The 20,601-nt window shown below is 31.5% G+C and carries 19 protein-coding genes; 7 read left to right on the plus strand and 12 right to left on the minus strand.

Going from position 1 to position 20,601, the window contains the following annotated elements; genetic code table 11:
• Positions 1-603 precede the first annotated feature (603 nt).
• Complete coding sequence (locus Mjas_RS07485) at positions 604-768, plus strand: hypothetical protein (protein ID WP_421077540.1); 165 nt, start codon at positions 604-606, stop codon at positions 766-768.
• A gap of 455 nt (positions 769-1,223) precedes the next feature.
• On the opposite strand, the gene Mjas_RS07490 is transcribed toward Mjas_RS07485, so the two are convergent.
• Both Mjas_RS07490 and Mjas_RS07495 read right to left on the minus strand, forming a co-directional pair.
• Positions 1,224-2,345, minus strand: coding sequence for a hypothetical protein (locus Mjas_RS07490; RefSeq protein ID WP_421077541.1), 1,122 nt, complete (start codon positions 2,343-2,345; stop codon positions 1,224-1,226).
• A 1-nt stretch (position 2,346) separates the two neighbouring features.
• The gene (locus tag Mjas_RS07495; RefSeq protein WP_421077542.1) at positions 2,347-3,546 is read right to left on the minus strand and encodes a geranylgeranyl reductase family protein; all 1,200 of its coding nucleotides are present in this window, start codon (positions 3,544-3,546) and stop codon (positions 2,347-2,349) included.
• 167 nt (positions 3,547-3,713) lie between these two features.
• Here Mjas_RS07495 and Mjas_RS07500 point away from each other — a divergent pair, with 167 nt between their 5' ends.
• From Mjas_RS07500 to Mjas_RS07510, 3 genes are all read left to right on the plus strand, one after another.
• Positions 3,714-3,875, plus strand: coding sequence for a 4Fe-4S binding protein (locus Mjas_RS07500; RefSeq protein ID WP_421077543.1), 162 nt, complete (start codon positions 3,714-3,716; stop codon positions 3,873-3,875).
• A gap of 72 nt (positions 3,876-3,947) precedes the next feature.
• Positions 3,948-4,955, plus strand: coding sequence for an iron-containing alcohol dehydrogenase (locus Mjas_RS07505; protein WP_421077544.1), 1,008 nt, complete (start codon positions 3,948-3,950; stop codon positions 4,953-4,955).
• Between the two features lie 966 nt (positions 4,956-5,921).
• Positions 5,922-7,157: an RNA-guided endonuclease InsQ/TnpB family protein gene (locus tag Mjas_RS07510; protein WP_421077545.1), complete on the plus strand. Its 1,236-nt coding sequence runs from the start codon at positions 5,922-5,924 to the stop codon at positions 7,155-7,157.
• Between the two features lie 46 nt (positions 7,158-7,203).
• On the opposite strand, the gene nadA is transcribed toward Mjas_RS07510, so the two are convergent.
• The 6 genes from nadA to Mjas_RS07540 all read right to left on the minus strand — a co-directional run bounded on the left by nadA (position 7,204) and on the right by Mjas_RS07540 (position 12,791).
• Positions 7,204-8,124, minus strand: coding sequence for a quinolinate synthase NadA (nadA, locus tag Mjas_RS07515; protein WP_421077546.1), 921 nt, complete (start codon positions 8,122-8,124; stop codon positions 7,204-7,206).
• Between the two features lie 126 nt (positions 8,125-8,250).
• Entirely contained in the window at positions 8,251-8,865 is a 615-nt protein-coding gene (locus Mjas_RS07520) for a ThiF family adenylyltransferase (RefSeq protein ID WP_421077547.1), read from the minus strand.
• 63 nt (positions 8,866-8,928) lie between these two features.
• On the minus strand, positions 8,929-9,951 hold the full coding sequence (locus Mjas_RS07525) for a DUF1786 domain-containing protein (RefSeq protein ID WP_421077548.1): 1,023 nt from the start codon (positions 9,949-9,951) through the stop codon (positions 8,929-8,931).
• 15 nt (positions 9,952-9,966) lie between these two features.
• Positions 9,967-10,539, minus strand: coding sequence for an imidazoleglycerol-phosphate dehydratase HisB (gene hisB / locus Mjas_RS07530; protein ID WP_421077549.1), 573 nt, complete (start codon positions 10,537-10,539; stop codon positions 9,967-9,969).
• A gap of 165 nt (positions 10,540-10,704) precedes the next feature.
• Positions 10,705-12,030: a DHH family phosphoesterase gene (locus Mjas_RS07535; protein WP_421077550.1), complete on the minus strand. Its 1,326-nt coding sequence runs from the start codon at positions 12,028-12,030 to the stop codon at positions 10,705-10,707.
• A gap of 146 nt (positions 12,031-12,176) precedes the next feature.
• Complete coding sequence (locus tag Mjas_RS07540) at positions 12,177-12,791, minus strand: TIGR00296 family protein (RefSeq protein ID WP_421077551.1); 615 nt, start codon at positions 12,789-12,791, stop codon at positions 12,177-12,179.
• Positions 12,792-12,994: 203 nt separating this feature from the next.
• Here Mjas_RS07540 and hisG point away from each other — a divergent pair, with 203 nt between their 5' ends.
• Complete coding sequence (gene hisG / locus Mjas_RS07545; protein ID WP_421077552.1) at positions 12,995-13,861, plus strand: ATP phosphoribosyltransferase; 867 nt, start codon at positions 12,995-12,997, stop codon at positions 13,859-13,861.
• Positions 13,862-13,865: 4 nt separating this feature from the next.
• On the opposite strand, the gene Mjas_RS07550 is transcribed toward hisG, so the two are convergent.
• The 3 genes from Mjas_RS07550 to Mjas_RS07560 all read right to left on the minus strand — a co-directional run bounded on the left by Mjas_RS07550 (position 13,866) and on the right by Mjas_RS07560 (position 18,437).
• On the minus strand, positions 13,866-14,768 hold the full coding sequence (locus tag Mjas_RS07550) for an ATP-grasp domain-containing protein (protein ID WP_421077553.1): 903 nt from the start codon (positions 14,766-14,768) through the stop codon (positions 13,866-13,868).
• Positions 14,759-15,556, minus strand: coding sequence for a 50S ribosomal protein L11 methyltransferase (locus tag Mjas_RS07555; protein ID WP_421077554.1), 798 nt, complete (start codon positions 15,554-15,556; stop codon positions 14,759-14,761). The genes Mjas_RS07550 and Mjas_RS07555 overlap by 10 nt, the downstream gene beginning before the upstream one ends.
• Before the next feature lie 73 nt (positions 15,557-15,629).
• A complete protein-coding gene (locus Mjas_RS07560) occupies positions 15,630-18,437 on the minus strand; it encodes an RtcB family protein (RefSeq protein ID WP_421077555.1) in 2,808 nt (935 codons plus the stop codon).
• 116 nt (positions 18,438-18,553) lie between these two features.
• Between Mjas_RS07560 and Mjas_RS07565 the strand changes: the two genes are divergently transcribed.
• Positions 18,554-18,970: a DUF371 domain-containing protein gene (locus tag Mjas_RS07565; protein ID WP_421077556.1), complete on the plus strand. Its 417-nt coding sequence runs from the start codon at positions 18,554-18,556 to the stop codon at positions 18,968-18,970.
• A 32-nt stretch (positions 18,971-19,002) separates the two neighbouring features.
• Entirely contained in the window at positions 19,003-19,905 is a 903-nt protein-coding gene (locus tag Mjas_RS07570; RefSeq protein ID WP_421077557.1) for a DNA-methyltransferase, read from the plus strand.
• On the opposite strand, the gene Mjas_RS07575 is transcribed toward Mjas_RS07570, so the two are convergent.
• Positions 19,884-20,585 carry a restriction endonuclease gene (locus Mjas_RS07575; RefSeq protein ID WP_421077558.1) on the minus strand — a complete coding sequence of 234 codons (702 nt, stop codon included), beginning with the start codon at positions 20,583-20,585 and terminating at the stop codon, positions 19,884-19,886. The genes Mjas_RS07570 and Mjas_RS07575 overlap by 22 nt on opposite strands.
• Positions 20,586-20,601 lie beyond the last annotated feature (16 nt).

The raw sequence follows: 20,601 nt of genomic DNA on the forward strand, positions 1-20,601 counted from the left end.
AGTGAAAACTCTATCGCTGGTAGTGTTTGGAGATTCAAAAGGTAGCCCTGAACCCATTAATGGGTAGGGGTAGTGGGCTTGGCCACCCTTGTAGGGTTAAACCCTGCTAAAAGAACCCCACGACTTCAGTCGTGGGAGTAGGTCAGAATATCCTTTTGAATTATCGTTATTTTCCACAGTTTTTAGAATATCCTCCCTACTAACATAATCATGCCAAACCATCGGAGTTCATCAGTAATATATCACCATTAGTTAAATCCCATTCGTAATCATCTACTTTAAATTCATCCATGCCTCTTTTAAAATTCTTTTATCTCTTCAATTGATAATTTTCATTGTATTTTTCCGTTATAATGTTATTTAGAGTACCTATTGCCATTTCTAATGTAACTTCTCCCGAATTATGCCCTCCAACACCATATGCAACTGCCGTTTAAAACTGTTTAGTTTTTTGTGAGTATTTGTGAGTGTATGGGAGCATTTAGTTTTCGAAATGTTTATATAGTATTTTCATGCATAGTTTATAGTGTCAATCTAATCAACCCCAAGACTTTCCTAAACCTCTTTTAAACATGTTAAAACATCCAACAAATTGTCGAATTGATGGGTGGAGCTGGGGTCCCCACGACAGGGGAGGAGACCGATGACATGCTCCCAATGAACCCAGAGGGATATAAGGTTGATGACGCCCAAGTCCAATGTGGGCATTTACTCACCAACGCTCACATTGGACAGACCCCAATATGTAAGTATTATTTATTTTTCTAATTAGAATGTTATCTTCGTTATTTTCTCTATTTCCTTTGTGGGATATGCCGTAGGCATTATCTTCCTTAAAAGCAATTTCATTACGGTCAAAAGTTTCAATAAGTTCAATTTCTGGAATTTCTATTTTAGGGTTATAGTTGATATATCTCCTTCATTGTTTGTTGTGATTTCTTCGTTGAGTATGTTGTTAGTATCCTTAATTTCATCAATATCAAAATGTTCCTACAATAATAAAGTGGGTCAAAGAATATAAAAAAATATAAGCTTAAAGGAATTGGATGAAATCACTTCGTGATTTCATTGCTATCCTTCGCTATCGCTCGGATACAACTGTGAGATTAGTCAGGAGAGGAATCAGATTTTCCAAATCCCTCGATATGCATAACACTGTAATGGATTTATTAGTATATTTCTACAATAATGAGTTATAACCAAATGTTTAGCATTACTATAAATTAAGTGTTAAATACTTCGGAAGACACTTCAACAGTCTCAAAATTATCTCCATAAAGCACACATTTTATTTGAGAAGTTTCACCACGAGGGATTTTTACAACCGCCTCCGCAGAACCCCGAGCTCCTTCAACATAATCATCCAATTCAATAACATGGTCAGGTTTCCATACATAACCATCCCCCTTACTTAATGCCAATGCACATATATACAATTTAGGATTTTTAGCAGTCCCTGAACCAATATTTTCAATATCGCAATGCACTTTGTAGTAGATATAGGAGGCATCATAACTTATATAATTTGCAGAGAATGAGAGCTCCATCTTAGGAATTTGAATCATTGGGCGAATTATTGCATTTGTGTTTTTATACTCATCAGGTATCTCTCCAATATTCCAGCCAGTATCGGTTGTTTCTAAATAATAGTATCTATTGCCGTTATATTCGTAGTAGCTTCCGTATATTCCATCTCCTCCTTTGATGCCTACTGCCATATGATTTGGGAGCTCTATTAATACCACATCATATCCCATCTCTTTTAATAATGATGCTGTAAGTATTGCAGTATCTTCACAATCCCCACCATCATCTACGAGAGTTTCTATTGGATAACGAGGATATTCATCGTATCCTGTGGTTGTGCTGTCCGAAGTATATTTCAGTGATTGAACAAAGGATACCACAAACATTACAGTGTCATAGTCAGAGTATCCTTTTTCAGCAGAAACCTCTTTGAATTTTTGAATTATCGAGTCTAAATATGGCTTATCGTAATCTGATAGTGCATATTGGGCATAGTTTTCTTCCCTGTTGTGAGGTTTATTTTTATAATAGTTGTAGAGCTCCTTAGGAATTTTCAAATCCCATGTCCATAAATTCCCTTTATATTTCCATTCATAGTGTCTGATATAATATTTATTGGAATTTGATGTTTTATAGCTGTCATTGGCGTCGTTGATTGTATTAGCAATATTATTGTCTTTGGCATAATTATATTCGTTGTTATTGTTGGCATCAATATTGTAACCATTATATTCTCCCGCCCCCAAGTTGTCATAGGGACTTATGCACCCAGAAAAACACAGGCATATTATTAACCCGATTAGTGCATAATTCCTCATATTATCCTCCCTTAAAGAATTTTTTAAATAAATCTTTTAAAATGGTTGAAGGATTATCCATGTCTCCTTTTTCGTTTATATATTCTGTAAAATTATTTTTTATGATAAATTCTAAAAGTTTATCAATTTTTTTATCATCCATTTTTTTTATTATGCTTCTAAATTTCAGTCCAAAATCAATTTCACTTCCAATATTTTTTTTCCAAAGGAGCTCATAATTTTTTAAATAATTTAAATCATAACCATTTGTTAAATATTCATCTACAATTTTTCCACAGATTTTGGCACATTTTGCTCCATAATACAACCCCCCGCCACTTAAAGGTTTAACCTGCCCTGCGGCATCACCCACAAGCATTAGATTGTTTTTTACAGTAGTTTTTAGGTAGCCCATTGGAAGTGTCCCAACTGAAAATTCTACGGGAACTGCATTTTTTAATATTTTGGAAGCTATCGGATGTTCGTTTATAAAATTTAAAAGTTTATTGTATGAGTTTGAGCTATCACAGAGTCCAACTCTTACTCTATCCTTTCCCATGGGAATTATCCATATAAAGAAATCCTTACAAAAAGTTCTATCAAAAAAGACATGAACAAAGTCATCATCAATATCCACATTAACCATTTCTATCTGAGCTCCGGACAATACCTCCCTCTTCATCGAAAGACCTGCGGATTTTCCAATGCCTGACCTTGCACCATCTGCGCCGATTATAATCTCTGGATGAAGTTCGTAGCTCTCCCCAAGATGATTGATAGATATGCCGTATTTTAAATCTTCCGAGTTTTTCAAAAAATTCAACCTGTCGAAACTTAATAAATTCTTTTTTTTATTTAAATTATCATTTATTAATCTACCATATGCCTTTAATAAAAAATCAGCTTTTTTTGATGCCCTTGTAGCTATATCTTTATCCATTACTTTCCTTTCAAATACATATGCCCTAATTTCTTCATTTCCAATTTTTATAGTGTTATTTTTTGAATGAATATAGGCTCCCCTCACTTTATTTACACAACCTTTGGGATTGCCGAGCTCCTTCACACCTTTTTTACTTATCAATCCTGCACACTGCAACGGAGCTCCTATTGCCTGATGTTCTTCAATAATCAAAACTTTATGATGTTTTATATGTTCCCCTGTAATGCATCCAGCAGGACCTCCACCTACTATAATTACATCGTATTTTTCAAAATCCATATATTTCCCCTTAAAATAGTAGATAAGATTATTAATATTATTTTAGATAAAATATTTATTTATTATAAAATACCATATGACAAATATATAATATAATTTTTAATATATTTATTCTAATACATAATAAATATAATTCTTTTAAATATAAAAAGTGAAATCGTGAAAATATGATTGTGTTAGATAAATGTGTTGGATGTGGCGAATGTGTTCCCTTCTGCCCATTTGAAGCGATTACTACATATGGGAGAGCTATTGTTGATGAAGAGAAATGCACAGAGTGTGGAGTTTGTGCCAATTACTGCCCTATTGATGCAATTATAGTAAAATAAAAAATAATAAAATAATAAATAAAAAGATAAAAAAGATAAATAGTAATAAATAATAAAACATAATGTGAAAAAATGATAATCATACCGAGATACATAGTTATTGAAGAGAATGGAATTGAGATATTATATGATATACTTTCAAAACTTAATTTAAAAAATCCTCTTGTAATTGCAGGTAAAAAAACCAAAAAATATACTCCCGATTTTGATTATATGTATTACTCGGATGTCGATTTAGATGATATACCATCTATTAAAAAACTTACAAAGGATTACGATTCTATAATTGGTGTTGGTGGTGGAAAGTCCATAGATATTGGAAAATATATAGCACATCATTCAAAAAAGCCTTTTATATCTATACCTACCACGGCATCAAATGATGGTATAGCATCACCAATTATATCACTAAAACAGCCTTCAATTATGGCAGAATCTCCAATCGCTATAATTGCAGATATAACCACCATAAAAAAATCCCCTAAAAGACTTTTAAATGCTGGATTGGGGGATGTTGTTTCAAATATTACTGCGGTATTAGATTGGAATCTTGCCCATAAAGAAGTTGGTGAAGAATACAGCGAGAGCTCGGCAATATTCTCAAAAACAATAGCCAAGGAATTAATAGATTATGTGTTAAATGAGCCCGATATTCATGAATATTCAAAAAAACTTGTTAAGGCACTTATTGGAAGCGGAATTACAATAGCAATAGCAGGTTCTACAAGACCAGCCTCTGGAAGTGAGCATCTTTTCTCCCATGCACTTGATTATTTAAAAACAAAATATGATTTAAAAGTAAATAGCCTCCACGGAGAGCAATGCGGTGTAGGAACAATTATTTCATCATATATGCACTACAATGAAGGAAATTTAAATAAAGAAGATATGGAACATATAAAATTATCCCTTAAAAAGATAAATGCCCCAACCACTGGGAAGGAGCTCGGTTTTGATGACGATATTTTAATAGAGGCTTTGACAATAGCACATAATATTAGAAATCGATACACCATATTAAGAAAGGGAATATCAAAAGATAAGGCAGAGACAATATTAAAAGAGACGGAAATAATATAAAATAAAATTCACCATAAGATAAGATATAATAATATGATAAAAAGAGTCTGACCTACTCCAACGAGTGAACTCGTTGGGTTCTCGCTTACGGTAGTAAGCGAGCAACGAAATCATGAAGTGATTTCGTCTAATTTTAGTAGGGTTTAACCCTACACGGGTGGCCAAACCCACTACCCCTATCCCCGTTTAGGAGATTCAGGGCTACCTTTTGAACTTCCAAACACTACCAGCGGTAGAGTTTTCGATAACCCTACCCATAGATACTTGGACTGGTAGCGTTACTTACTACTAATCTTCACATATTTATATTTTACTACTTACTAGCCGATATAATGTCCGCCTCTCATCCAATCTCGTAAGAGATTTTACAAAACTATGTTTTGTATAACGATTAAAATCGTTGGCTTTCTCGGCGGTTTATCGTAAATTGCACTATTTTATAATTTTAAAATATCTCCCAACATTAACACCATATCTTCATCCTTGGCAGACGCCATGTCCGATGGCTAACCCATGTTGGGAGTGATATAGGATTTTTGCTGTATCGTGCTCATCCTAAGGGAGCTCTCCCTATCACACGACTCGCCCAAAAATCCATTTTAAAAAAATATACCTTCAATTTCGAACCCGCTATCATTGCAAGGTCACCCATGAGCTCCATGTAGGTCGGTTTATTGAAGGTATATTATAATATATTAATCTAGTATATATATTTTTGTATGTAATTTTTGTATGGTTATTTTAGAAAAAAATTTTTTTTATCTAATGTCGGCGGAAAGACCCCTTCCGTCTTAAAAACCTACGGTTTTTAAAATCACCGAACGAAGTGAGGTGAGCTACAAAAATCGCTAGATTTTTGTTTAATCTCCTCGCTACGCTCGAAGATAAGGGCGGGGATGAGAGCCGACAGAAAAATACAAATATCATAATCTATAATATTATATATATAATATAATTGGTGATATAATGTATCTTACTCAAAAAAATCACTTACGAGGTGATAAAAAAACATACAAAATATTAAAAATATTAACGAGATTATCAAAAAATCTATATAATTACACATTATACACAGTTAGACAGTATTTTGAATTAAATAATCAATTTCTAAATTATGAAAGTGCATATCATCACATAAAAGAAAATGAAAATTATAAATTATTGCCATCACAAGTGGCACAACAAACAATGAAAATAGTAGATAGAAGTTTCAAATCATTCTTCAGATTAATACAAGAAAGACAAAAAGGAAATTACAACAGACCAATAAAAATGCCTTATTACTTACCAAAAAATGGTTATTTCGTGATAATATTTCCAAAAAATATGTTCAAAATCATTAATAATAAAATAAGATTATCATTAGGTAGAAACTTCAAGAAAGAATGTGGAATTCAATATTTAGAATTCCAACTTCCTAAAAACATTATTGGAAAGAAAATTAAAGAAGTAAGAATAATCCCAAAATATAATGGTTTATGGTTTGAGATTGAGTATGTTTATGAAGTTGAATCAATTGATTTGAAATTAGATAAAAATAATTACTTATCAATTGATTTAGGATTGGATAATTTTGCTACTTGTTTCTCAACCACCAGTAGGACTCCCTTCATTATTGAAGGTCGAGATATTAAATCATTCAACTGCTGGTGGAATAAAAGAAAAGCAGAGTTGCAATCAATCTATGATAAACAAGGAATTAAGTTTGGTAAAAAAATGACTTACTTACTGAATAAAAGAAAAAATGTAATAAACAATTTTATGAACCAATCAGTAAATTATATTATTAAATATTGTATCAAAAATAATATTGGTAGGGTAGTAATTGGTGAATTGAAGGAAATAAAACAAAACATAAATCTTGGTAAGAATAACAATAGGAATTTTGTTTTAATTCCTTATGGATTATTCAAACAAAAATTGCAATCAAAATGTAAATTATTTGGTATTGATTATATTGAAGTTGATGAGGCTTACACTTCAAAATGTGATGCATTGGCATTAGAACCAATTAAAAAACATAAAAAATATTTAGGTAATAGAATTAAAAGAGGATTATTTCAATCATCAATTGGCAAATTAATCAATGCTGATGTTAATGGTGCTATTAATATACTACGAAAGATAGCTGGGGATTCCCTTGTTAAAGGGATACTCAGTAATGGGCTCGTGAATAGTCCTGTAAGGGTGAGAGTTGTATAACTCGATGACATACCTTACGAAGCCCCTCCCATAAGGGAGGAGTAATTCACTTAACATTTAACATGTATTCAATAGCTTTTTTCGCTTTTTCTATTACTTCATCATCCAAGGTAATTTCATATTTTTCTTCAATTAAACATTTTTCAACTTTTTCAAGGGTCATCTGTTTCATAGGGTCACAGATGGCATCCTTTCTAAGTGGTATCAATTTTTTTGTTTTTCCAACTTTTTCAAGTTCAATTTTTAACCTTGTTATCATGTCACATTCTGTTCCAATAATGAACTCTTCCTTATCGGAGCTCAGGACATGTCTAAGTATTCCCCCTGTGCTAAGAACATAATCTGCCAAATCTTGAACCTCTGGATTACATTCAGGATGCACTAAAACATCAGCATTAGGGTATTGTTTTTTAATATTAATCACATCATCAGCGGTGAATTTCTTATGAACATAGCAGTGCCCATCCTCAGGCATACCGATTATTTTTTTATCGGTTTTTTTGCTCACATAATATCCAAGATTTTGGTCTGGTCCAAATAATATCTCGTTTTCTTCAAATGAATTTACAATCTTATCTGCATTTGCTGATGTGCAGGTTGCATCTGCAAGTGCCTTTGCCGAAGCAAGGGTATTTACATATATAACAACTTTCGCATCAGGATGCCCCTTTTTAGCATTTTCTATTACTTCAGGTGGAAGCTGATGAGCCATAGGGCATTCTGTATCCTTTATTTCAGGCATCAAAACTTTTTTGTCTTTATTAAGTATTTTTGCAGTTTCTGCCATAAAATCTACGCCGCAGAACAAAATAATATCTGCATCAGTTTCCTTTGCTTTTATACATAATTCCAATGAATCTCCTATGAAATCAGCTATCCTTTGAATTTCTTCTGGCTGGTAATTATGTGCCAATATTATCGCATTTTTCTCTTTTTTTAACTTATTTATTCTTTCTACTATCTCCATAATATCTCCTATTTTTTGGTATTTAATTATGGTTTATATTATTGTAAAATTTAATTAAAATAATTTACTATAATATTAATTTAATATAATATTATAAAAATAAAAACTCAATATATATTTATAGTATTATATTTTATTTAAAACTTTTAAACATTCAATTACCATTTTTTTGGATATCTCATCAAGAGTATATGGTGTTATAGGTTCGCCATCTCTTATAAATCTCCCAGTTCCAACAACGATATGCCCTTCTTCTTTGATATTCATATACTGAACTGGTCCATTTGCATATTTTGCATCGGAAACCTTAACTTTTTCGTCAATTCCAAAAACTCCATTAGTTCCTATGGTTTTTATACCGTTCTTTGCACAGTATTCTATTATCCCATTTCTTATGGGGGCTGTATCGCCACCTGCAATACATATAATAGCAACATCTCCTTTAATCAAATCAAGATTATCTAATGTTATGTTTTCAGTAATTCCAACAACTTTATCGCTGAAAAACCTCTCTGCAAATTTAACCTTGTATTCTCCGATTTCTCCGCCAAACTTCCTGTGGATTATGTCATTTTTATCAATTTTTGCATTATCGAATAAATATATTTTCTGAGCTCCGCCTCTATGAACTTCAAGTAAATCCATTACAACGCGAATTCCTAATCTTCCACATCCGATTACTGAAACATTTCCTTTTGGAATAAGTTTTTTTTCTAAATCATTTACATTTTCAATTTCCATTATTTCGACCTGAATTAATTCTATTTATTATCTATTCTTCAATTATTTATTTTTATTTTATTATCATTCTTCATTGAAATTATACTCAAATGCCTTTAAAAGACCCACGCATCCAGTAATCATCACATCTCCACCGGGATAGGCATATTTTCCATATTCTTTAAACAAACTTCTATTTGGTCCTGCAATTAATATATCCTCAGGATTTATTTTATCAACAACTGTGGCACCATGCCCCCTATCGTTGAATATTTCTTCATTTGTTAAAAGTCCATTTGAAAGTTTATTAACAATCTTTTTTAATTTTTCAGGAGTTAATAATCTCGTGTGGTGTTCAAATATTCCCTTTATTTCGCCGTCTTTTATAGAAACTCCCAATGTATGGCCATTCCCAATGTCAAGACCTACAAACTCATTTATGCCGTTTTCATTTGCATAGTCCAGTATTCCACATATGGATGCTACCTTACTATCCATTACAAATCCATTGTAGTTATTTTCATTTAACATTTCCAATATGCTGTTGAATCTTGAAAATGCATTACAGTCGTTATACTTCAATATAAATTCATACGGATTTGCAGTTTTTTTCAGTAGTTCCTCAAAGTATTTAAATCTTGTAATTCTGTCACTTTGCCCCTTCACAAAACCGTGGTCTTGGCAGGCAACACACACAAAATCAGGTTTGAATTCTTCTCCAAAAGTATTAAAAATATTTTTAAGCATATCAAAATCCAAATCTCCAAATATTACATTTGGATTGTCTATTTCATCCTTTAAAATTATTCCCCTTTTAGCCACTTCCTCCAAATCATCCCTAATGGTTTTTGCCGCATTTTTGGAGATTTCAACCTTAAATCCTTTTTGAATATGGTCATCAATTGCTTTATTTACTGGACCTCCGCCCATTATTTTTCCATCTATTCTTAAATCTTCATTCATATTTCTTATTTTATTGGCAATTATGCTTGTTGGTGATGGAAGTATAAGCTTTACGGCATTTTCTATATTGTTTTTGTTTTTTTCGGTGTTGAAATATAATATATCCTGAGTTCCCTTTCCAATGTCTATACATAAAATATTCATAATATCCCTCTTATTTTAAATAACTCCCTTGGTGCTCACAATTCCCTTTCTTTCGTCAATTTGGGTTGCATTATCGAGAGCAATTCCAAACGCTTTAAAAAGTGCCTCTATTTTATGGTGTTCGTTCTCTCCAATGACCTCAAAATGTATATTCATATTTCCATTGTTTGCTACTGATTCAAAAAAATGAACTACATTTTCAGTTGAAAGGTCTCCAACCTTGTCCCTTTTTGGAGTATAATCTCCAACAACATATGGTCTTCCGCCTAAATCAATTGAAACCATAGCTCTCGCTTCATCCATTGGAACAATAGCCCATCCAAATCTCTTTATATTTTTCTTTTCAATTTTATCCAATGCCATCCCCAAACATATACCAACATCCTCAACTGTATGATGGTCATCTACTTCCAAATCTCCAACTGCATCCAGATACAAATCAAATGAACCGTGCTTTGCAAAGGATGAAAGCACATGGTCAAAAAAAGGAATTTTTGTGTTTATTTCGTATTTTCCTGTGCCGTCTATATTTATCTTTAAGTTTATATCAGTCTCGCCTGTTTTCCTTTTGATTTCAAAAACTCGCAATATACCACCCGTATCTAGTTTATTTATTATTGAATATATATTAATATATTATTGTATATTACCTCATTTATATTATTACATTTATATTTTTATAATGTTTAATGGTATTAAATTAATTTTTTCGTATAACTTAATTTTATATTATTAATTCAAATTATATATAAATTACATATTATTTTTAAGCTGTTTTCCAACGGCATCATCTACCTTTTTTAAAAATTCCTCTATGTGAATTTTTGGAACTCTGGCACCAGATGCTACATTGTGCCCTCCACCATCTCCTCCAAATTCAACTGCAATTTTCATAACCTCGGAGAGATTCAGACCCTCATTTACAAGAGTTTCATTACCTCTCGATGATATTTTATAATATTCTCCCTCTTCGTAAATACCTAAAACTGGCTTATCCTTCACAAGTAATGATGCTATAAGTCCAGTCATGCTTTTTTTTCCAAAGAAATATTCTATATTATTTAGCGAGTTTATTTTAGTATCTTTTAACTGGATAATAATTTCTTCTTTATATTCAATGTAGGTTTCTTTTGCAATTTTTATACATTCATCATCTTCAAGAGCCACGCCTATACCTACTGAACCCTTATCTTTTCTACCGCATGCATTTAGGAGCTCCGATAGGTAAAATGCGTCATTGATTTTATGTTTTATAACATACCTATCAACGATAATATCGTCCTTTTCCACATATGCCATAAGTGCAATTTCCAGCTTTTGCCTATCTTCTTCATTAAAACTTGTTTTATTTGGGTCTATGTCTAATTTTTTCAAAAAATTAATTATTTTATTTTTGTCGTTGAGCTCCCGAATATAGGGCTGAGTGGAATATAACATGGATTTCCAAACAGGCAAATCATAGCAGTTATAAACTATATCCTTTAAAATACCTGTTATATATCGGTATTCCCGAGCTTCATTTATTATATATTTGTTCATTCCAGAGAAGGGCCTATGTTGCATATCACCAATTGCCCCAGTAATTGCCAAAATACTCAAATCATAAAATCCAAATTCTCGTGCAACCAAATAGCACACTCCACTTGCAGAGATTTCCTTAGCTCCATTGATACCAAAGATATGTGAATTTAATTGATAAATCCCTTCAATTTCCAAATCATCTATTGCTGGAGGGTGGTGGTCTAAAATAATGGCATTGAATTTGTTGTTTAATATGTCTTTTATCTGTCCGCTTCCCATGTCACAAAAAATGTATAATATATCGTTTTTATTATCATGTTCCTCGCCAAGTCTGTCGATAACTTCTTTTGATAGATATTCTACAATAGAAAGATGAAACTCCTTATTTAATCTGTAAAGCATTTTTATGACTATTGCTCCTGAGGTTAGTCCATCTGTGTCGTGATGCGTAATTACCCTTATTAGTCCTTCGTGATTTCTAATCCTTTCTGTAATCTTTTTTAGAATATATTTATATCTCTGGATGCCCTCATCGTCCTTAAAGATGTTTGTTATCATAAAAATCCCAATGCTCCAGTTTGTTATTATTATTTAAATTTCATTTATTATATTAATTGTAGCATAGATTATATTATATCGTATAGAGCTCTGCATATAAGCAAAGTGTCCAACTACATCTGTCATTATATTCCACATATAAATTATTAACAACTGCCATACATGATTTTTTCTACAACCTGGGAATTTGGCATTACTTCTTCAAAAACCTGTGCTTGAAATGAGTATATATTTACTTTGCGCTCCAACCAAGTATTTGGAGGTAATCCTGCTTTTAAACATAGATTGGATAAATATTGGGCAACATCCCAATCAAATTCAACTGGAACTTGTGGCAACAACAATCCTCTACATGTCTCACACTCTATAACCAACCCATCTCTTCCAATTTTTATTTTTTCCAAATATTCAGCAGGGTCTTCCACCTCCACTAATTTTGGAATTGTCAAAATACTAACTTCGATAACGATTTCATCTAATTCATCAAGATTTACGGCTGGGAATCTCGGGTCATTAACTGCTGCACTTATTGAAGCCTCTTTCAATGCATCTATTAACGGCATTACAGGTTCAGGTATTCCAATACATCCTCTTAAATTATGTTCAGGGTATGTATGAAGTGATACAAAAACACCTCTTGGTTCATTGAATTTTTCAGGAAAATCAACTAATATGGTATCTTCACCGGTTAAATAACTTTCAATAACAGTTCGTGCAAATTTTACTGCAAAAGTTCCTTCTTCAAGTGTTAATTTTTCCATGGTATCCCCCTCTGTATTTTTCATATTTTTATGTTAGGAATATTTAATTATTAATTGTTTAAACTATATTTTGGTTTTTATCTTTTAAATAGATATTATATATTAAATATTAAATAGTTATAAAGATATAATGACCAATGATAAGAATTATATATTTATTAATAAAATTATTTAAATACATATGATGATTTTAAGGTGATATTTTGATTTTACTTGCATTACCAAATAAAGGAAGGATTTCAGAACCTATCAATAAAATTTTAGAGAAAGCAGGATTAAAAATGACAGTCCAAGGAAGGAGTTTATTTGCTAAAACAGTTGATAAAGATATAAATGTAATGTTTGCCAGGGCAAAGGATATTCCCGAGTTTGTTGCAGATGGTGTGGCAGATGTTGGTATTACAGGATACGATTTAATACTTGAGAGGGGCGTGGAGAATAAAGTTGAGTTTTTACTTGATTTTGAATTTGGAAAGGCAAATTTGGTTATTGCAGCACCAGAAGATTCAAATATAAACTCTATCGATGACATAAAGGATGGAATGAAAATAGCAACAGAGTTCCCACACCTTACAGAGAAATACTTAAAAAGCAAAAATCTTAACCTTGAAATTATAGAGCTCAGCGGGGCAACAGAAATTGCACCGTTCATTGGTGTTGCAGACCTAATAAGTGATTTAACCTCCACGGGAACAACATTGAAATTGAATAGATTAAAACCAATAGAAACGATAGTTTCATCTACAACAAGATTAATAGCAAATAAGGAGAGCATAAAAAATCCAGAAAAACAGGCAAAGATAAATCAAATAGTTTCAGGGATAAAAAGCGTTCTTTATGCCCAAACAAAAAGATTGATTATGATGAATGCTCCAAAGGACAAAGTAAATGAAATAAAAAATATCATCCCTGGAATGAGCGGACCTACAATTTCAGAAGTTTTATCAAATGATGACATGGTGGCAATACATGTGGTAATTGATGAAAAGGAAGTGTTCCATGTTGTTGCTAAATTGGAGGAGCTCGGTGCTAAGGATGTACTTGTAGTTCCGATTGAGAGAATTCTTTAATATATTATATATAATTTTTAATATATTTTAAAATCTCTTCTGGAATATCTGCAAAATTCATAACACCTCTAAACTGCGGTGTAATATTCATTTCTAAAATATATGGATTGTCATTTTTGTCAATTAGCACATCTACACCAACAATATCGGCATTGACTTTTTTTACAGATTTTAAAACAATATCTTCAACATCTTCATTTAAATCAAATCTTTTGATATCTGCACCAAGTGAATAATTTGCCCTCCAATCATCCTTTGGAATCCTCTCCATAGCACATATGATTTTATTACCAATAACAAAAACCCTTATATCATGCTTATATGGAATATATTTCTGAATAAATACCTCCTTCTTATTGAATTTCAATATCTCAAAAATGTTTTTTAATTCATCCAAGCTATTTATCTTTAAAACACTATTTCCATAACCGCCATATATTGGCTTTACAACAATGGGAAAATCAAAATCGTTATTTTTTAATGTGTTTTTTATATCTTCAAAATCATCGGTGTAGGTTAAGAATGATTTTGGCATGAGCTCCTTTAATTTAACATAAGTTAAATATTTATTTTGACAGGTTTCTATACATTCCGATGAGTTGATTATTTTTATATCATTTTTATTATTTTCATTGGCAATGCTTTCAATATATTTCAATGCATAAATTCCTTCTAATAAATAATCCCTTTCAACTCGTGAAATGATTAAATCATAATCAAAATCATTATTTTTTAATCCAGAAACAACTTTTAAAGTATCTAAAAAAGATACATCATATTTATTTTTTAATTTTTCATAAATCATCATGTTTTCCGGTGTTTTTTTATGGCAAAGTATTGCAATTTTCCTTGGAAAATTCACAAATCTTTGATTTGGGTAAACTTTAATACTATCACCTATAAGCATTTTACCTTAATGCTTTCCAAATCACCGCCCATTTTATAGGACAATTCAATATTTAATACTCCATTCTTAATTACTGGATTTTCTATTGGGATTATTAACGGTGGATTTAACATTGGTGTGCTTCCTGCAATTATCTTTTCGTTTAATTCTGTATATGAGTTTAATCTAACTCCAAGTGATATATTTTCTATATTTTTTATATCCTCATTTATGTTAAATTTCAAATTATACGATACTTCTTCATCATTTATTTTATAAAAATCAACTGTGCTATAATGTATTTCCTCTGAGATTGGCTCTGAAATCACTTCCTCATCATAATATATATGACCCATTTTAGCTATGACTATCTGGGCAGTATTGTGAGCTCTCTCAGGGACGATTTTTCCCCCTTCTTTAAGTAGTCCTTTTTTGAGAATTGAGTTCAAAACTGGGACTTGTGGTTCTGTAATAAGTGCGGTGTCCAGCATCTCAGCAATAATTACATCAGCAGGTTCTTTAAAATTATACTCCGATGCATCAGCTTCTATTAAATTTATGTTTTCAAAGTTATTGATTTTTATATTTTCCTTTGCATACTCATAAGTGATTGGGTCGAGCTCTACGGCATAAACATTTTTTGTAATTCGAGATGCAATCATTGCCAATATTCCGCTACCTGTTCCCAAGTCATAAACTACATCGCCAGTTTTAACAGTTTTTTCAATCGCCTCTTTAAAAACTGCCACCCTATCTCTGTCAAGAAGCATGCTGTAATGCCATTGTGGGACGCTTAATTTGAGTTTCATAATAAACCTCCTTAAAAATGTAGATAATAAAAAAATAATAAAAAATAAAATAAAAAAATATATTGTATATAAATTATCCTTTAACAACACCCATTGGCTTCATTCTACTGACTTTTAAAGATATTCCTGAGTTATGGGCAACATCCGCCACTAATTCAATGCTTTTATATGCTTCGGAGCATTCCTCAGCGATTACCCCTTTTGAATCTGCCATGATATATATTCCCTTTCTTTCGAGCTCAGCCTTAATATTATTTGAGTCATACAACTTCAATGCCTTTGCCCTACTGAGAGCTCTCCCAGCACCATGAGCCGTAGAGCCAAAGGTTTCTTCCATGGCGGTTGTTGTCCCGTGCATTAGATAGGAAGCTGTTCCCATATCTCCCGGAATAATTACCGGCTGTCCTATTTTTCTATATTCTTCTGGTATATCCTCACAACCTGGTCCAAATGCCCTAGTTGCCCCTTTCCTATGCACCATCACATTTTTTAACTTACCGTCTATTTTATGTTTCTCCCTCTTTGCTATGTTATGTGCTACATCATACAGTATATTCATTTCAAGGTCTTCTGCTGGTGTTTTAAATACCTCTTCAAAGCTTTCCCTTACCCAATGTGTGATAAGCTGCCTGTTTGTCCATGCGTAGTTTGCACCACAGTTCATTGCCTTGAAGTATCTGATACCCTCCTCGGAGTTGATTGGAGCACATGCCAACTGCCTATCTGGTAATTTTATATTGTATTTTCTAGCCGCCTTTTCCATATATCTAAGATAATCGGAACATATTTGATGCCCCAACCCTCTGGAACCTGTGTGAATCATAATTACTACTTGATTTTTTTCAATTCCATACACTTTTGCAGCTTCTTCGTCAAACACTTCATCTACATACTGGATTTCTAAAAAGTGGTTCCCACTACCTAATGAACCTAACTGCGGAAGCCCTCTTTTCTTAGCATTATCTGAAACAAATGAAGCGTCTGCCTCCTTCATACATCCATTTTCTTCAATATATTTTGTATCTTCATCCCATCCGTAGTTGTTATCTATTGCCCATTTTACCCCTTCTTCAAGGACATCATCTATTTCATTTTTTGTAATTCTTATCTTTCCTTTACTTCCAAGACCTGATGGAATATTTTTAAATAGTTTATGTACGAGTTCCTTTATTTTTGGTTGCACATCTTCTTTTGTAAGATTGGTTTTTAATAATCTTACTCCGCAGTTATGAACTACAATTCCATTTGCTATGAAGTTGTGTTCTTTGCTTGCTATTCCAACATCATATAGTTTTGAATTGTATGGTATTTTTTCAATTTCTTTTATTTTATCAATTATGAATCCTCCTTTAACTCCGTATTTTTTAATAAACTCTTCTAATGTTTCAAAATTATTTGCGAATGTTTTATTTTGCTCCACTTTTGAAATTCCTTCTTTGTCTATATTTTCCCATATAATCAATTTTCTCCTTAAATATTCTGTAATTATTAAAATTTTCTCATCATTGCAATATACATAACCAATTTTAGATAGAAAATTATAGAGCTCCTTATTGTCTGAGCTCATATATAACCTATACATAATTTTCTCATCATACTCTTTAACTTTGTAGATTTTTGCATTTATATCAAATTCTTTTAACATATATACTAATTCATCTAAATAGTTTATAAGTTCATTTTCAATATCATTTGTCTTTGAGATTGTTAAAGATATTGGGCTTATGGCGTATTTATCGTTTTTAGTCCTTGATATTGGCTTACTTCCATCTGCTCCAAACAATCCTGCTAAGAAATTTGCTTTTACCCATTTTGGAGATTCCTTTATCCAGTCTGGAACTTTTGGAATTTGATTTATTTTTTTACCAATTGGCATTCCTAATTTATGCATAAACAATGCAAATGCTTTTGATGCTATTTTTATATAGTTGTCTTCACATGAGCTTATATATTCGCTACCCCACGCATTTTTTATTTTAATATCTCTATTTCTTGAATATATTTTTGAACTTTTTACGCCTAATTTTTCTAAATCTTCCTTAATCTTAATTAATGTTTCTTTCTTTCCATAATATGCAACATATAACCTTTTTCTATCTCCATTTTCTTGAACAATACTTCCATCACCAAGAGCAAAACCCAACAATCGTGCTATTGCTCCTATTTGTTTATGATTCATTTTTAATGGCAATAAACCCCTTTCTTTTAAATATTTTACTATTTGAGCATCATATTCTGCAAAATCCTTTTCATCCAATATTATATCATCAGATGGCTCTCCATACTCCACACCTTCAAAAGGATAAACTATAATATCATGTCCTTCTTCTAACATGCCCATTGGAACATAGCCGTTTGGTGTTAAAACTGGATGGTCTGCACTACCTTCCAAAACTCTTCCAAATTCTGTTTTTATCTTTATTATATCTTCTTCTGCATCTCTTTCAGAAACAAATAATACATTTGAATGCTTTTCTTTACTTTCTTCTATATTATAAACTTTTAGGCATAAATCTAGTTTTTCTTTTAAGTCCTCCAATTTTATAAAGTATTTATCTTCTGTCAATATTTTTGAGTTTGGTGTGAGACATGATATATCAAATCCCACGCCCCCAGGGCTTATTACTCCCGTTTTTTCGTCAAATGCCGCCACTCCGCCGATACAGAACCCATATCCATAGTGAGCGTCGGGCATTGCTAAGGAATACTTTTGAATACCTGGAAGACATGCAACATTCGATACTTGTTCAAGAACATCATCTTCCATGTTTTCAAAGAGCTCATCATTTAAATAAACTCTACCTGGAACTTTCATTTCCTTTTTATACTCCTTTGGGAGCTCCCATACATTTTCCTTAACCTTCACCATGTTTTCCTTCATCGTATCACCAACATGTAAAATTAAAATATAATATATCAATTAAAAGATGATTAAAATAGTAATAAATTATATCATTTACTATATCTATTACACACTTATAAAATTATGGTGAAATTATGGAAGATTACATAATTACAATTCATGCGACGGGGCACCCAAATGTCAAATCCACCCACAAAACAACATTGGAAATTACAAAAGAAGATTATTTAACACCAACGGGAGATTGTATTATTGGAATAAACGCCGATAAATCCATGGCTGATTTTTCAGAAGAACTTAGAGAAAGAATCAGAAATTCTGGTAAAATTATTATAGAAATTGTTGTTGGAGATTTGAAAGATACCATAATTGGAAAAGGACATAAGGATTTAATTTTAAACCATCCAACCGATATTGTAATAAGAAAAAGTAATTTCATCTGCCCGAGAACTTTAATGATAAACGCAGATAAAAGTGCAAAGGAATTGAACTATAAAATTGTAGAAAGATTGAAAAAAGGAGAAGATTTAATTTTTAGGATAATTATTTAAATTATTTTATCAAAGTATAATTAGGTGAGCTCATGGAATTTAATAAAATATATTGCATGGATTGTTTGGAAGGCATGAAATTAATGGATGATAATGAAGTTGATATAATAATCACATCCCCGCCATATAATATTGGAATAAATTATAACAAATACAATGATAATAAATCGAATGATGAATATTTGGTGTGGATTGAAGAGATTGGAAAAGAATTAAATAGAATATTAAAAAAAGATGGCTCATTTTTCTTAAATATGGGATATACATGCAGTAATCCATACATAGCTTGGGAAGTTGCATTTAGGTTAAGAAAATATTTTAAACTTCAAAATGTAATCCACTGGATAAAATCAATAGCAATTCAAAAAGAAGATGTGGGAAATTACCCAAATATAATTGGAGATATTGCCGTTGGACACTATAAACCAGTAAATAGCGATAGATATTTAAGCAACATGCACGAGTATATATTTCACTTTACAAAAACTGGAAATGTAAAATTAAATAAATTAGCAATTGGAGTTCCATACCAAGACAAAAGCAATATAAAAAGATTCAATAGAAAAAATGATTTAAGAGATAGGGGAAATACATGGTTTATTCCTTATGAGACAATACAATCAAAAAACAAAGAAAGACCACATCCTGCAACTTTTCCATCAAAACTGGCTGAAATGTGTATAAAATTACACGGTGTCGAAAAAACTAAATTAGTGTTAGACCCATTTATGGGATTGGGAAACACTGCTATTGCATGTGCTAAATTGGGAGTTAATTTTATTGGTTTTGAAATTGATGATTATTACTGCGATATTGCTAAAAAAAGATTAGATGAAATAATTAAAAAGAATGCTAAAAAGACTATTAAATCAGATACTGGGACCAATACATGCATTACTGCATCTCTTGATAATTACATACAGTCAAATTTATAATTTTTACTGCATATCACTAATTCCTCATCATATAACTCTTTATTAGAAGCATTAAATTCTCTTTTTATAGAACCTGTCAATTTATATAAATCTACGATTTTAAAACCTGTTGCATAGTAGTTATTGTTTATTTTTTCAATTTTAAAGGATATTACAATATGTGGTGCATCATGGATTATTTTAAATCCATCTTTATCATTAGGTGGTGATGCATAAAATGTTCTCTGTGATGAATTTACATTTTTCTCATTGTATGTTTTTATTTCAATATAAACGACCCTACCCTCATTTTCAGATTTTCCACCATACCAAAATTCAATATCTGGATAACCTGTTGATTTATGTTTTCCGTTTTTAGTCTTTGGAGTAGTTGCATATCCATATTTGGATAGTGCTTTTTTAACATAAGGTTCTATATGATTTCCCACTTCATTTACTCGTTTTGGAGTTTCCCCATCTTTTGTTTTTATACCCTTTGTATTTCTTATATCTTTGATTACTTCATTAGATGCTTTTATTAAATCATCAACAAGTTTTTTATCTTTATTGGCTGATAAATCCAAAGGTATTACCTTGTATCCGCTAATTACTCTTATGAATGTGGAAAAAGATATTTTTTCTATCGGCTGTAATATTTGTCTTAATATTAGTTCAATTTCATTATAATAATCGTCATCCATAATATCGCCTAAAATA

It is taken from the genome of Methanothermococcus jasoni (assembly GCF_049075655.1).
In the GTDB taxonomy this organism is placed as follows: Archaea; AGJL01; Methanococci; order Methanococcales; family Methanococcaceae; genus Methanofervidicoccus.

Bases quoted from the DNA above. Each gene is read 5' to 3' on its own strand.
- Mjas_RS07485 (WP_421077540.1), top strand. From the start codon at position 604: ATGGGTGGAGCTGGGGTCCCCACGACAGGGGAGGAGACCGATGACATG.
- Mjas_RS07490 (WP_421077541.1), bottom strand. From the start codon at position 2,345: ATGAGGAATTATGCACTAATCGGGTTAATAATATGCCTGTGTTTTTCT.
- Mjas_RS07495 (WP_421077542.1), bottom strand. From the start codon at position 3,546: ATGGATTTTGAAAAATACGATGTAATTATAGTAGGTGGAGGTCCTGCT.
- Mjas_RS07500 (WP_421077543.1), top strand. From the start codon at position 3,714: ATGATTGTGTTAGATAAATGTGTTGGATGTGGCGAATGTGTTCCCTTC.
- Mjas_RS07505 (WP_421077544.1), top strand. From the start codon at position 3,948: ATGATAATCATACCGAGATACATAGTTATTGAAGAGAATGGAATTGAG.
- Mjas_RS07510 (WP_421077545.1), top strand. From the start codon at position 5,922: ATGTATCTTACTCAAAAAAATCACTTACGAGGTGATAAAAAAACATAC.
- nadA (WP_421077546.1), bottom strand. From the start codon at position 8,124: ATGGAGATAGTAGAAAGAATAAATAAGTTAAAAAAAGAGAAAAATGCG.
- Mjas_RS07520 (WP_421077547.1), bottom strand. From the start codon at position 8,865: ATGGAAATTGAAAATGTAAATGATTTAGAAAAAAAACTTATTCCAAAA.
- Mjas_RS07525 (WP_421077548.1), bottom strand. From the start codon at position 9,951: ATGAATATTTTATGTATAGACATTGGAAAGGGAACTCAGGATATATTA.
- Mjas_RS07535 (WP_421077550.1), bottom strand. From the start codon at position 12,030: ATGATAACAAACATCTTTAAGGACGATGAGGGCATCCAGAGATATAAA.
- Mjas_RS07540 (WP_421077551.1), bottom strand. From the start codon at position 12,791: ATGGAAAAATTAACACTTGAAGAAGGAACTTTTGCAGTAAAATTTGCA.
- Mjas_RS07550 (WP_421077553.1), bottom strand. From the start codon at position 14,768: ATGCTTATAGGTGATAGTATTAAAGTTTACCCAAATCAAAGATTTGTG.
- Mjas_RS07555 (WP_421077554.1), bottom strand. From the start codon at position 15,556: ATGAAACTCAAATTAAGCGTCCCACAATGGCATTACAGCATGCTTCTT.
- Mjas_RS07560 (WP_421077555.1), bottom strand. From the start codon at position 18,437: ATGAAGGAAAACATGGTGAAGGTTAAGGAAAATGTATGGGAGCTCCCA.
- Mjas_RS07565 (WP_421077556.1), top strand. From the start codon at position 18,554: ATGGAAGATTACATAATTACAATTCATGCGACGGGGCACCCAAATGTC.
- Mjas_RS07570 (WP_421077557.1), top strand. From the start codon at position 19,003: ATGGAATTTAATAAAATATATTGCATGGATTGTTTGGAAGGCATGAAA.
- Mjas_RS07575 (WP_421077558.1), bottom strand. From the start codon at position 20,585: ATGGATGACGATTATTATAATGAAATTGAACTAATATTAAGACAAATA.